This window comes from Ruegeria sp. O11, from assembly GCF_056535285.1.
Window position 1 is genome coordinate 31,974 of the sequence record NZ_JBQERS010000016.1, and the last position, 12,321, is coordinate 44,294.

Here is a 12,321-nt window from a genome sequence, read left to right on the forward strand (position 1 = left end):
CAATAGTTTAATCTATCTAAAAGGTGTAGTCGGGTTACAAGTTTGGCAATCAAATGATCATTCTACTGTTGGCGAGATACGCCACAGAAAAGCGCCGCCGATAAAGAATACCAGATCACCTAGTGATGTGACCACGCGGAACAACCCGATTGCAATCAGCGCTTCTGCCTCAGGTATGTAGGCCTGTAAGAAGATGAGCAGAACAAACTCACGTATTCCGATCCCTCCAGGCGCGCCAGGAGTGACATAGCCTAACAGCCAAGACGTCACGGCAATGACTATGATGGCAGGGTCATAGTCACCGGAAACCAATCCAACCAATACCAACAAAGTAAAGCCCATGGCTAAGAAGAAGATGGAAGCAAGCAACGATCCGTAGATAAGCCTTTGTCGCGACGGCGTGTTGGGGTGCGCACCAAGCATTCTTGTAATCAGTATGATCAGGAAAATGGCAATAACCATCGCTGTTGGTACAAGCCAATGAATAGGAATGACCTCAGATAATTCTAGTGCGTGGGGAGCTGCACCAAATGTAAATCCGATTAGAGCGAAAAGCCCCGCGACCAGAATAAGAGTGCAAATTTCAAGAATATTTGCGAGCGCCAACCCACCCTGACTTGCTCCATGGTCAGCCATAACGACATGTCGGCCCAAATATTGAAACACGTTTCCCGGTAGATATTTCGCGATCTGCGTTTTGGAGTAGGTTGAAAACGTCAGTGCACGTGAAAATGTTTGGTCTTGCGTTCCCTGGACCAGTCCATGCCAAAGCTCGGCCAATAGCAGCAAAGCGGTTGCATAAAAAAATATTGCCGCAAATACGATTGCCCACGCCTGCCAGCCAGGAGACCATGCCGCAATTTGGGACCAGTGCTGTGCAACCGCGACGGTAAAATAGTACAAAGTCACGGCAACAATGGCCCAGCCTATCACGCGTAGCGCGCGGCGCTGTCCACGCCCTAACTTGATTGGTAGTGTCATTTCTCTGCTACAGGGGTGGGTTGGATCAGCGTCGTTTGATCGGGATAGGGCAGTGAGGGAACGCGCCCCCGGTAGGTCTTGACCTGTGCCTCCACCGCTTCAATCGGGCGACGATATTCCCGTCTGCCGGAGTTATCAAATACGATCATGCCACCAGGTGCAACGTGTGCTATCGCGTGCCTCAAACGAGCCACCCGAGCGCGTCCGTCTATGATGATGACGTCGAATGGACCTTCTGCGCCTTCGATTGCAGTGACATAATTTTCGAAGCTGCGCGAAGTATTGCCAGGTTTTTTTGATCCGTATTCTGGATTGTAGTTGGCATCGGGCTCAATCAGCCTCAATTCAATGTTGGAAAACGCGCTCAGCCGGTTGGAAATTACAGGATGCCAATCGACATCATGTTCGACACTGGTGACATGATGAGCGCGCCGCGCGGCCCAGATTGTGCTTGCACCGCTGCCGTATTCAAAAACGCGTGGGGTGTCTCGCTCGGCAAGAAAAGCGTCGACCTTGTTGATGGACGAGTCTGGCGGTTGATAGGGCTCGATTCATTTCGTGGGGTCAGAGAAATCGTGGCAGACCCAATACTATTGTGTTGTGTGTAAGAGATTCCTGTGTTTTTTGTTGTTTTGTGGGTCAATTGAATGAATTGCGTGCATAAATGGATGACAAAGACTTAAAAATCATTGAGGCATTGCAAAAGAACAGTTCTCTTTCCCAGCGAGAGCTTGCCGAAAAGGTCAACTTGTCTCAGAACGCCTGTTGGCGACGCTTGCAGCGGTTGAACGAAACCGGAGTAATCGTTGGTTCGACGGTGCGCGTTAACCGCGAGAAACTTGGCCTCGGCTTGGTGGTCTTCATGATGGTGAAAACGCGCCATCATTCGACGGAATGGCTTGATGCATTCCGCCGCGCCGTATTGAAAATTCCGGATGTCGTAGATTTTTTCCGGATCGGGGGCGATTACGACTACATGATAAAGGTCATCACTGAGGATATGAACTCGTATGATATGGTATATCAGCGCTTGATTTCAGAAGTAGAGCTTGACTCGGTTACCTCCTATTTCTCGATGGAAGCGATCGCTGAACAGCGGCCATTAAAAATCTCTTGAACCTTGATCTTCTCGTGAACAGCCCGATTTGGTTGGTCCAAACTAATTGTAAGTGCATGATTGGATAGTTTTCGATTGGGAAGAATCGCACTAGGGGCGATCGTAAGCTTTAGGCGAAGTTTTCCCCATTCTTGTGGCCACATACACAGGATAATCTGAAATCAGTTGATATTTTGGTGATAATATTCACCAGGTCGCAGATAGCATTTCCATCAGGAGGACACGATATGAATAGACTTATCCAAGCTGCCGCATTCAGTATTTCGGGTATAGGAACAGCCATTTCGCCAGCGATGGCCGATGAGTGGCGCTTTAACAACTTTCTTCCGGAAACGCGCCCGGAAACGGCTGAGCTGGAGCAATTCGTTGAAGATGTGAACGGCGCACTCGCAGAAGGCACTGAGATTACTCTCTACAGCGGCGGTTCGCTGGGTTTGCCAAACACGGATACCTTGCGTTTTTTGCCCAAAGGCGCAGTGGAAATGAGCCTGATGTGGGCCAACTATTTAGGGCGTGACGCTCCTGCGCTAAGCTCCGTAGTTGTTCAGGGCACCATCGGCTCGATCGAGGAGTTCGAAAAAGCAATCCCGACAGTCCGCGATATCTATGAAGAAGAGTTTGCTGACTGGGGTGTGTCCTCAGTGGGTTATGTCGCAATCCCGATGCTGTCGGTTTCAGTTTTCTGCCGGGATGAGCCCGTGCGCACCCTTGAGGATCTGAAATCAAAGAAGCTGCGTGTCTGGGCGCGTGATCAGGTCGAAACCTTCACCCGTCTGGGTGTTGCCGCGCAGATCATCCCACAAGAAGAAATGTATGTGGCGCTCAAGACCGGGGTCGTTGACTGTGCCCTTTACCCGGCGCTCTATGCGCATACGGTCTCGTTGCAGGAAGTGGCTAAGTATGCGTCATTCCTTTATCCGATGGCATCCGGTCCATACGTAATCGGTGTGGCCACCGACAAGTGGGACGCGACGGATGAGGCGACCAAAGCGGCGATCACTGCAGCGGCAGATGATTTGTGGGACCGTACCAACCAGTATGAAGATGACTTCGAGCGTGAGCTTGCTGCCCGCGAAAAACTTGGTGAAGAGGGTGTGACCTGGGGTGAAGACTTCTCTGACGAAGACCGGGCCCTCTTTGTGTCCTCGGTAACCGAAACATGGAAAATGCTGGCGGAAGAAGCTGGTGGAAACGCACCGGCCTACCGCGAACGTGTTCTGACCGCTTTGGGCCGCTAATTCAAAGATGGCAACAAGTTTAAAACACTTTATCGCGCGGGGGCTGGATCGTCTGGCCCTTGCGTGTGCGGCGGCATCAGCACTGGGAATGATAGCCATTGTTGGCATTATCGTAACCAGTGTCCTGATGCGTAAGTTTGCCAACTCGCCTCTTCACATCACCGAGGAAGTGGTTGGACTGTTATTGAGTGTCTCGTTATTTTTGGGTTTGCCGATGGTCACCTTGCGGGCCAAACATGTGCGCGTTTCGCTGTTGGCCGACAGGCTAAAAGGCAAGATGCATGTCGTTGTGCAGATAGCCGCGCTGCTGGTTGGTATAGTCTTCTTTCTCTGGTTGATCGTCGAGACGATTCCTTGGTTCGAGTTTGCTTTCAAGCGCAATCTCAAGACGGAAACCACCCGGATTCTGCTCTATCCCTGGATGGCGTTAATGCCGATCTCTCTGACGCTAACCATATCCATTTTTGTGGCCCGTCTGGTCGGTGTTCTAGACCGAGTGGATGACTCAGAAGCAGATATGGAACAAAGCTTTACCGACGAGGCCCGCTAATGTCATTTTGGTTTACTCTGATTGGGGTGCTGGTCGCCACCGCCGGTACTGGCGTCGCTTTGGGTGCCGCATTGGGCCTGACTGGGCTTATTATCCTTTACTTTTTCTCAAACGGCGCGACCTCGCTTGCAATCGACGCAATCTGGAGCGTTTTCAACTCGTTCACACTCAGCGCGGTGCCAATGTTCATCTTGCTTGGTGAGGTGTTGCTGCGGAGCGGAATCAGCGAGAAAGCCTATTCCGCATTCTCGCCTCTATTTCGGCGAATTCCAGGTGGGTTGCTGCACACTAACATTGCGGTTTGCACATTGTTTGGAGCTGTCAGCGGCTCGAGTCTTTCGACAGCAGCCGCGGTCGGATCGGTTGCTTATCCCGAAATGTCCAAGCGCGGCTATGACAAAGACACCGTGGTTGGAAGTCTGGCCGGCGGAGGCACATTGGGGTTACTAATACCGCCGAGCCTATCTTTCTTGATTTACGGCGCATTGACGGAAACCTCGATCGGCCGCCTGTTTGCCGCAGGCATTATTCCGGGTTTCCTAGTGGGTCTGATGTTCATGGCCTATCTCTTCGTCAAATGCTCTCGCAACCCGTCGATCGCTCCGCGTGACCAGGAGCCGGTATCGTTGTGGCAAGCCTTAGCAGGCTTCAAACAGATTTGGCCACTTCTGGCCCTGATTTTCGCGGTGATCGGCAGCATTGTGGGTGGTTTGGCAACGCCAACCGAAGCAGCAGGTGTGGGCGTTGTACTGGCAGTCATTATCTCTTCGATTTGGGGGGATTTGACCTGGAAGAAATTGGTTGAGGCGGTGTATCAGTCCGTTCTGTTGTTCGCTGCAGTTGGTTTTCTGGTGCTGGGCGCAACCATTTTGGCAAAATCCACAAGTATCCTGGGTGTCCCTCAGCAAATTCTCGAGGTGGTCGCAGAAAGCGGCATGGGAACCTACAGTGTGCTGTTAATCGTCGTTCTGATTTATCTGATTCTAGGATGTTTCTTCGACGGATTGTCCCTGATGATCATGACGTTGCCGGTCGTATTTCCGCTTTTGACGGGCTTGGGATTTGATCCGATCTGGATCGGAGTAATCATCACCATCGTGATCGAGATTGGACAGGTCACACCCCCGGTGGGACTTAATCTTTCTGTCCTGACGGCTCTGACTAGTAATGAAGTCAGCTTGGGACGCGTTGCGGCAGCAACAGTGCCTTATTGGTTGATCCATCTGTTCGCCATTCTGGTGCTGACGATGTTCCCTGCATTGGCGCTTTTCCTGCCAAATCTGCTATTCTGATAAAGGAGCTCAGCCCTATGGTTCTGAAAGTGAGGCCCAAGAGTTTCGGACCGGTCTTTGTGTTCTTCGATGGAGGTGCACAACTCAGCTATGCCTATGGGGATACTGACGACATTACTCCTCATCCGCCGCATGAAACCCCGGTGGACACGATGATTGCTTCGCTTGGTTCTTGTATCATACGTTCAGTCGAGTGGGCGGCTGCGCAACGTAAATCGCAGTTGAATCCTTTCACAGTCAAAATTGTAGGCACCAAGTCTCCTGAATTGCCCGGTCGGTTGGAGAAGGCCGAGATCACGATCATCGGCGATGTGGTGGATGATGAGGTGATGGCCACCCGCATCTTGAAGCAGGCCAAAGCTATTTGCACTGTCAGCAACTCATTGAATACCGAAGTCGAGATCAACATTCAGGCGGCCTGATCGCCTGAATGCCGCTGCCAGCCAATTTCTGGGTACAAGGAGCAGAGCCATGACCGAACCCTCTGCTGCGAGGCACGAAGTTCCCGTAGATTCCGACACGACCCTTGAAATGCTCGACAGAGATCCAGCCTCTGTCTATCGGCGTTTGCGGCGCGAAACGCCTGTGGTCCGGATAGAGGCGATCGGCCGGAGGTTTTGACTAAGGCAGACGACACCTATCTGGCCAAAACGGATACACAACATTTTCATTCTTCCGATTCCAGGACGGCAATGGAACGAGCGTTTGGTGGCGACACGTTGATGCGTAAAGATCGTCCGGCGCATCTGGACGAGCGAAATGCAATGGTGGAAACCTTTCATGCTCGCCACATTTGCGATACCTGGAGGGCTAGGTTCCAAGCAGTCACTGAATTGGCTGTATCCGCTTTGCGCGATCAGACCAGAACGGACCTTCGCCAGACCTTGGCAGCTCCGCTATCGGCGCTCTACCTGCAACACGTTTTAGGCATCCAGCCTGACGATCAGGATCAACTTTTCAGTTGGGCGAATGCCTTGATCACGGGGGCCATGAACTCGGGTTTTGACCCGGCCGTATTTGCGCTCAGCGATCGTGCCAACGATGAAATGAACCGGTGTTTTGACAGGATGGTCGATTTTCATCGCGAAAACCCCAATCCTTCCGTTTTGTCAGTGATGGTCAATGCGCCTAATCCAATTTCACTGAGTCAGATACGCACAAATCTAAAAATCTGTATCGGGGGCGCGGTGGTCGAAAGCCGTGATGCGATTTCAACCACGATCCACGGGCTTCTACGCAATCCGGATCAGCTAAATCACTGCATAGAATCCGATCGTTGGGACTTGGCATGTGAGGAAGGGCTGCGCTGGGTTGCCCCTATTCAGGCCAGCCCACGTATAGTTGCCAGTGAAATTGCCCTACGCGGAGTAACGTTGCCCAAAGGTGAAACAATCATGGTTGTGCAGGGCTCGGCCAATCATGATGAAGACTACTGGCAGGACCCTCATCTGTTCAATATTCATCGCCCGCTTAGTGCAAACCAGACCTTTGGGTTGGGTCCGCATCGGTGTTTGGGGGGCGATCTGTATCGTCGTCTGGTAAGCGATGCGCTGCTGCCGTATTTGTTCCGGTGTTTTCCGAATATGCAGGCCGATCCCTCGCGGGAAGTAGAGTTCAGGGGTTTTGCTTTTCGTGGCCCGACTTCACTGCCGGTTTTTCTCCGTTGAGTTTGACAAATGCGGAGGTGGCGCTACTCGAGCGCCTCGATAACGGTGTGGCAGAAAATTAGGGTTGGCAAATTAACCCAATAACGACCCTATTATTCGTTCATAATTATCGATTAATATGCCAATGGTGATAACTTTGGGTCATATTTTTCTATCTTTGCATATAAAATACTCATCAAAGGAGTATTCACATGTCGCTTGCAGATTTTCGTAGTTCTCTAAAATCCGATAACCTTGTTCGCAACTTGCGCGAAGGCGTAATTGGTGACGGGGCAAGCATCCCGGGCCTGTTTGGCGATGTATCACTCGTTTACGCAGATTATGTTGCCTCCGGACGGGCTCTTGCTCAGGTTGAGGACTATATCCGAGATTCCGTGCTGCCCTATTATGCCAACAGCCATACCGAAGCATCGTTCTGCGGTTCCTTTATGACCCGTCTGCGCGCCGAAGCCCGGGCAGAAATCTCGCGTCTTACCAATGCTGCAGGGTGCAGCACGATATTTACCGGTTCTGGTGCTACTGCAGGCCTTAACCGGCTTGTCGCGCTGTTTGGTATCAACGACGCTGCCAAGGCTGTTGTTTTTATTGGTCCTTACGAGCACCATTCCAATCTGCTGCCATGGCGTGAATCAAAAGCTGAAGTAGTGGAAATCCCCGAAGCCGCAGAAGGTGGCCCTGATCTGGCGCTGCTTGAAGCAGCATTGAAGGATCATGCTGACGCTGACGTCAAAATCGGCAGTTTTTCGGCAGCGTCCAATGTCACGGGTATTGTCACTCCGACCGATGAGGTCACGCGCTTGCTCAAGTCCCATGGTGCATTGTCGGTCTGGGACTACGCAGGAGCTGGTCCCTATCTGCCGATTGATATGAACCCCGCCGATGATTGCCAAAAAGACGCAGTCGTTGTTTCACCACACAAGTTTCCGGGGGGGCCTGGCGGCAGCGGGGTATTGATAGTGCGCGATGATACTGTTTGTCTGGATATCCCATCGTGGCCAGGAGGAGGGACTGTAACCTTCGTGTCTCCGTGGGATCATCGGTACTCGTCCGATATCGCAGCCCGCGAAGAGGCAGGCACCCCCAATGTTATTGGTGATATTCGCGCCGCGCTGGCCTTTATCGTCAAAGACGAAATTGGTCAGGCCTTCATCTCTGCACGCGAAGCAGAGATGAACGAAATGGCATTGAAGGCGTGGTCAAAAAACCCGCAACTGACCCTGTTGGGCGTTGATCATCCGCATCGATTGCCAATCTTTTCATTTCGGGTGAGCCGTGCTGATGGATCGCGTTTCCACCACCAGCTTTTTACCCGAATGCTAAGCGACGTTTATGGTATTCAGGTACGAGGTGGATGTGCCTGCGCAGGTCCGTATGCGCATCGGCTTCTGGAAATAGGACAACCTGAATCCGAACAGCTATTCAGCGATCTGCGGGATGGAAAAGAGTTGCTTAAACCGGGTTGGGTACGTCTGAATTTCAGTTACCTGATGGATGACGCGAAAGTTCAGTACATCATCGATTGTGTGAACGAATTGACCGGTCGTCTCGACGAGTTGGAAGTGCGTTACATGTCCGATCCAGCAACCGCTCGTTTCGCTATCAATTCCGACGCGCTTGAAGTGGCGTAGTAGGCGATATCGAGAACTTACGGCGGTCGGACCTCCCTCCGTGGGTCTGGCCAATTTTCTTACTGTCTGATTGTGACAACAGCCGGGAACGGGTCGTTTTGCAACGATTGAAATATCGAAGTTCAGTTTCTATCACACACGGGGGCTTGAACATTGAACCTGGGATTAGTGCGACTGATTTTCATTTGTACCGTGACTGGGTAGAAGTCGTTGGCCCTTCGAATTCTAAGGCGCGGGTTCGTTCAATGTGAATTGATTACGCTGCTACCAGTTTGTGTGCGATCATTCACCGAGAAAGAGGCCATTTGGCACGGCGCGTCAAATGGTCAGGCTATTTAGTGGTCAATCTGGGTAGATTGGCCATGTCGGGCCGGGGCATGAGGAATCATATGGTTGAACCGCGCACTGAAATTGCAATTTCCCGACGATGTATCGTGTTGGAGCAGACATGCGCATCAGTGTAGGGATCGCGGTGACTCTGCTGGTTGCGTTGTCGATTGGCGTGTCAACTTTTCTGGTGCATTCGCTTTGGTGGACGACTGCACGCGAGAACAGCCGAATGCTGGCGGCTGAGATCAATAGTCAGATCGCAAATACTGTTCGGATCGAAGTTGGCCTGACGCTAAGATCTGCCGAGGCAGCCTGGGCAGCCGTGCGAACCATTTTTGTTCAGGATGTCATCGCCACGCGACAGGCCGACAAACGCGAGTTTGTCTTTCTGTCGCAACTGCAGGCGCAACCAAACATTTCGTGGATCATGTTTGGTTGGCCAGACGGGAATTACTTTGCCGCTCATCGCTTGGGGGATGGTGGGCTTGAGATGATCGAGATCGACAGCGAAATCCGAGATGGAATGCTGCGGACCGACCGATACATTTTTATTCCGGGTGATATTCAGTTCGAAGAACGGGCTTTCTCGGCGACAACCTTTGATCCGCGTGATCACGCTTGGTATCGGAATTTCATAGGCCGGGGCACTGCCGACTGGATCGAAGCCCGCGATCTGCCCGGTGGTCATAAGACGGTTTATGCGTTTGCAGGCCCCGTCGACGTAAATCGCAAGCGTCAGGGTGTTCTGGCTGTTGTCATCGAAACTGACAGGCTGTCGCGTTTTCTGGGCACACTGCGACCTGGTGAATTTGGCGCTGCATTTATTCTTGATGCTGACGGGAAAGTGATCGCAGTTCCTGATCCCGAGGCGGATGAGATCACACCTGCCCGGATGGGTGAAGGTCAGCTTTACGAAGTTGCCAAGAAGTCCGGGCAGCAACTGCTGGGGAATTCGATTTCGCGCGCGTCCATGAACTCTACAACTAGGATTGTGAACGATGGTGTGCCCTATGCAGTGGCTCTGACACCGTTGGGGTTTTATGGGTGGCGCGTGGCGACGGTTATTCCCGAGTCTGCTTTCTTGTCCGGAATCAATCAGACACTGGTGAACTTGCTCTATATTCTGGTCGGAGTTGTCGTCGTTGCAACGGCGCTGGCAATTTGGCTTGTCCGAACGGTTGTCGCAAATCCTTTGGCACGCATCGTCGAAGACCTGAGCCGCGTTGAAAGATTTGATACTGAAAAGATCACCCGCAGACCCTCAAAGCTTCGCGAACTTTCGAATCTTTCAGCGGCAACCGCGAATATGGCGGCAGGCCTATCGGCCTTTCGCAAATATGTACCAACTGATCTTGTTCGGATGTTGGTTGCAGAGGGGATCAAAACGCAGCCGGGCGGAGACCTAAAGCGAATTTCAGTTCTGTTTTGTGATGTGGCTGGTTTTACAGGGCTTTCGGAAAAGCTGGGCCCCGAAATTGTTCAGTTAATGGCGCCGTTCTTCAGCGCTGCATCTTCCGCTATCGCCCGACATGATGGGACGATTGATAAGTTCATGGGTGATGCTGTCATGGCCTTTTGGGGTGCTCCGCGTGCCGACGCCGATCACGCCGAACATGCCTGCAGGGCGGCTTTGGATCTTGTCGAATCCGTTGCCGCAACAGGTATCAAAGATGATGAGGGGCGCCCTCTGAGCATACGTGTGGGTTTAAATACAGGCGATGCGCTGGTCGGGAATATCGGTTCAGAAGAGCGATTGAATTATACAGCGATAGGCGACGCTGTTAATATTGCCAGCCGCCTGGAAGGTGCCAACAAGATTTATAGAACTTCGATTTTGATCGGCCCGGAAACGCGCCGTGCTGCAGGCGATTCAATTGTAGTACGCGAGCTCGACACATTGGCAGTTTATGGTCGAACAGGTGGTCTGGTGATTTATGAGTTAATCGAAATGGCCGACAGTTCTGCGGGATCGCATTCATGGATAAAAGCTTACGAAGAAGGGCTTGAGCACTACCGAAACCTCCGTTTCGAAGCGGCGATCCGGGCTTTCGAAGCTGCAGAACGAGGCCGGGGCGGTGATCAGGCTTCAGCTATTATGATAGAGCGCTCAAACACCTATCTGGTGTCGCCACCACCGGCAGACTGGAACGGGGTTGCTATAGCGGACTCCAAATGAATTGACCGGCTCGGGCGATCATCAAGAAATCGTGCTTACACCGCAGTTTCCAGCGCCGCCGAACTATACACCACGGTGCTGACACCAAGGTTTCGGATTTATCAGATTTCCAGCGTGCAAAATGCGACACGAAGGAGATCGTCTCCCGATGTTTCATTTTCAGGTAGGTGAGGGAGAGACGCATTGGCGGAGACCATTCAGACAGGTCCTTCAAGTGTCTTGAATGGGTCGCTAGCCTGTCAAAACTGAAGGCCAGGTGCCTGATTTTAGGATTCAAGCGCCTGAAGGATGGTCACAGCGATAATCTGTGTCACATCCTCTGCACTACAGCCCCGCGAGAGGTCGTTGGCTGGTTTGGCTAGGCCCTGAAGAACCGGTCCAATTGCCAGATAACCGCCTAACCGCTGGGTCATCTTATAGCCAATATTCCCGGCATCCAGATTTGGGAAAATCTTGATGTTCGCCTGTCCGGCAACTGTCGATCCGGGTGATTTGCGTTCGCCGATCGATGGAACAAATGCGGCGTCAAATTGCAGTTCTCCATCAACGTTCAATTCCGGGTGTTTCGCGCGGAGTATTTCTGTTGCGTTGACTACCTTGTCGACCGATGGGTGGCGTGCGCTGCCCTTGGTTGAAAAGCTCAGCATCGCGATTTTTGGTTCTTCCCGCAGCAAGGCGCGCGCGGAAACCGCCGATGCAGCAGCAATACTCGCCAATTCTTCCGAATTCGGGTCTATTACTAATCCGCAGTCAGAATACAGCATCGCACGTGCACCGGGTTGTGCGTTTTCGGGCGGGTACATCAGAAAAAAGGATGACACCATTCCAGCGCCAGGTTTCATGCCAATGACCTGAATTGCAGTTCTGACAACATCGCCAGTTGTATGTACCGCTCCTCCCACTGTGCCTGATGCGTGTCCGAGTCTCACCAGCATCGCCGCATAGACCAATGGCGTTTCCGCCGCCTGCCGCGCTTTGGCTTCGTCAACACCCTTGTGTTTTCGCAGGTTATAATACTCGGCTGCAAAAGCCTCAGTCAGGGAAGATTGGGCCGGGTCGTGGATCGAGATACCGTCGCCTGCTGATGCGCCCTCGGCGTGCAATGCGGCTTCAACCTCTGTTTTTGGTCCGACCAGAATGATATCGGCGACACCCGCACTATGTGCCGCCAGCGCCCCTGCTACTATCCGCGGGTCTGCTCCTTCGCTCAGCGCCACAACAGGGCGGGTTGTCGGCGCATTCGCCTTCAGCAGCTCGATTGGCGTCAAGGTCATCGGTACCCGTCCTTCTCCACTAGAATTGGCAGCAACGCTCGGTTGAGGACATTGGAGTACACCAATTG

General features: G+C 52.3%; 12 protein-coding genes. 9 read left to right on the forward strand and 3 right to left on the reverse strand.

The features are described 5' to 3' along the window. Positions 1 to 57: 57 nt before the first annotated feature. A complete protein-coding gene (locus ACRZ91_RS19760) occupies positions 58 to 981 on the reverse strand; it encodes a hypothetical protein (RefSeq protein ID WP_480908025.1) in 924 nt (307 codons plus the stop codon). Continuing rightward, a complete protein-coding gene (locus ACRZ91_RS19765; protein WP_480908086.1) occupies positions 978 to 1,532 on the reverse strand; it encodes a class I SAM-dependent methyltransferase in 555 nt (184 codons plus the stop codon). The genes ACRZ91_RS19760 and ACRZ91_RS19765 overlap by 4 nt, the downstream gene beginning before the upstream one ends. Before the next feature lie 113 nt (positions 1,533 to 1,645). Between ACRZ91_RS19765 and ACRZ91_RS19770 the strand changes: the two genes are divergently transcribed. The 9 genes from ACRZ91_RS19770 (at position 1,646) to ACRZ91_RS19810 (ending at position 10,979) form a co-directional block, all read left to right on the forward strand. Continuing rightward, positions 1,646 to 2,098: an Lrp/AsnC family transcriptional regulator gene (locus tag ACRZ91_RS19770; RefSeq protein WP_480908027.1), complete on the forward strand. Its 453-nt coding sequence runs from the start codon at positions 1,646 to 1,648 to the stop codon at positions 2,096 to 2,098. 227 nt (positions 2,099 to 2,325) lie between these two features. Further along, entirely contained in the window at positions 2,326 to 3,336 is a 1,011-nt protein-coding gene (gene dctP / locus ACRZ91_RS19775) for a TRAP transporter substrate-binding protein DctP (RefSeq protein ID WP_480908029.1), read from the forward strand. Between the two features lie 7 nt (positions 3,337 to 3,343). Continuing rightward, positions 3,344 to 3,886 carry a TRAP transporter small permease gene (locus ACRZ91_RS19780; protein ID WP_480908031.1) on the forward strand — a complete coding sequence of 181 codons (543 nt, stop codon included), beginning with the start codon at positions 3,344 to 3,346 and terminating at the stop codon, positions 3,884 to 3,886. Then, the gene (locus ACRZ91_RS19785) at positions 3,886 to 5,178 is read left to right on the forward strand and encodes a TRAP transporter large permease (protein WP_480908033.1); all 1,293 of its coding nucleotides are present in this window, start codon (positions 3,886 to 3,888) and stop codon (positions 5,176 to 5,178) included. Before ACRZ91_RS19780 ends, ACRZ91_RS19785 begins: the two co-directional genes overlap by 1 nt. A 17-nt stretch (positions 5,179 to 5,195) precedes the next feature. Further along, positions 5,196 to 5,600, forward strand: coding sequence for an OsmC family protein (locus tag ACRZ91_RS19790; RefSeq protein WP_480908035.1), 405 nt, complete (start codon positions 5,196 to 5,198; stop codon positions 5,598 to 5,600). A 49-nt stretch (positions 5,601 to 5,649) separates the two neighbouring features. Next, complete coding sequence (locus tag ACRZ91_RS19795) at positions 5,650 to 5,799, forward strand: hypothetical protein (protein WP_480908037.1); 150 nt, start codon at positions 5,650 to 5,652, stop codon at positions 5,797 to 5,799. After that, positions 5,796 to 6,845, forward strand: a complete 1,050-nt coding sequence (locus ACRZ91_RS19800) for a cytochrome P450 (protein WP_480908038.1) — start codon at positions 5,796 to 5,798, stop codon at positions 6,843 to 6,845. The genes ACRZ91_RS19795 and ACRZ91_RS19800 overlap by 4 nt, the downstream gene beginning before the upstream one ends. A gap of 191 nt (positions 6,846 to 7,036) precedes the next feature. Further along, the gene (locus ACRZ91_RS19805; RefSeq protein ID WP_480908040.1) at positions 7,037 to 8,473 is read left to right on the forward strand and encodes an aminotransferase class V-fold PLP-dependent enzyme; all 1,437 of its coding nucleotides are present in this window, start codon (positions 7,037 to 7,039) and stop codon (positions 8,471 to 8,473) included. Positions 8,474 to 8,921: 448 nt separating this feature from the next. Beyond that, positions 8,922 to 10,979 carry an adenylate/guanylate cyclase domain-containing protein gene (locus tag ACRZ91_RS19810; RefSeq protein ID WP_480908042.1) on the forward strand — a complete coding sequence of 686 codons (2,058 nt, stop codon included), beginning with the start codon at positions 8,922 to 8,924 and terminating at the stop codon, positions 10,977 to 10,979. A 266-nt stretch (positions 10,980 to 11,245) separates the two neighbouring features. On the opposite strand, the gene pta is transcribed toward ACRZ91_RS19810, so the two are convergent. Continuing rightward, entirely contained in the window at positions 11,246 to 12,253 is a 1,008-nt protein-coding gene (gene pta / locus ACRZ91_RS19815; protein ID WP_480908044.1) for a phosphate acetyltransferase, read from the reverse strand. Positions 12,254 to 12,321 lie beyond the last annotated feature (68 nt).

Bases quoted from the DNA above. Each gene is read 5' to 3' on its own strand.
- ACRZ91_RS19760 (WP_480908025.1), bottom strand. From the start codon at position 981: ATGACACTACCAATCAAGTTAGGGCGTGGACAGCGCCGCGCGCTACGC.
- ACRZ91_RS19770 (WP_480908027.1), top strand. From the start codon at position 1,646: ATGGATGACAAAGACTTAAAAATCATTGAGGCATTGCAAAAGAACAGT.
- dctP (WP_480908029.1), top strand. From the start codon at position 2,326: ATGAATAGACTTATCCAAGCTGCCGCATTCAGTATTTCGGGTATAGGA.
- ACRZ91_RS19780 (WP_480908031.1), top strand. From the start codon at position 3,344: ATGGCAACAAGTTTAAAACACTTTATCGCGCGGGGGCTGGATCGTCTG.
- ACRZ91_RS19785 (WP_480908033.1), top strand. From the start codon at position 3,886: ATGTCATTTTGGTTTACTCTGATTGGGGTGCTGGTCGCCACCGCCGGT.
- ACRZ91_RS19790 (WP_480908035.1), top strand. From the start codon at position 5,196: ATGGTTCTGAAAGTGAGGCCCAAGAGTTTCGGACCGGTCTTTGTGTTC.
- ACRZ91_RS19795 (WP_480908037.1), top strand. From the start codon at position 5,650: ATGACCGAACCCTCTGCTGCGAGGCACGAAGTTCCCGTAGATTCCGAC.
- ACRZ91_RS19805 (WP_480908040.1), top strand. From the start codon at position 7,037: ATGTCGCTTGCAGATTTTCGTAGTTCTCTAAAATCCGATAACCTTGTT.
- ACRZ91_RS19810 (WP_480908042.1), top strand. From the start codon at position 8,922: ATGCGCATCAGTGTAGGGATCGCGGTGACTCTGCTGGTTGCGTTGTCG.
- pta (WP_480908044.1), bottom strand. From the start codon at position 12,253: ATGACCTTGACGCCAATCGAGCTGCTGAAGGCGAATGCGCCGACAACC.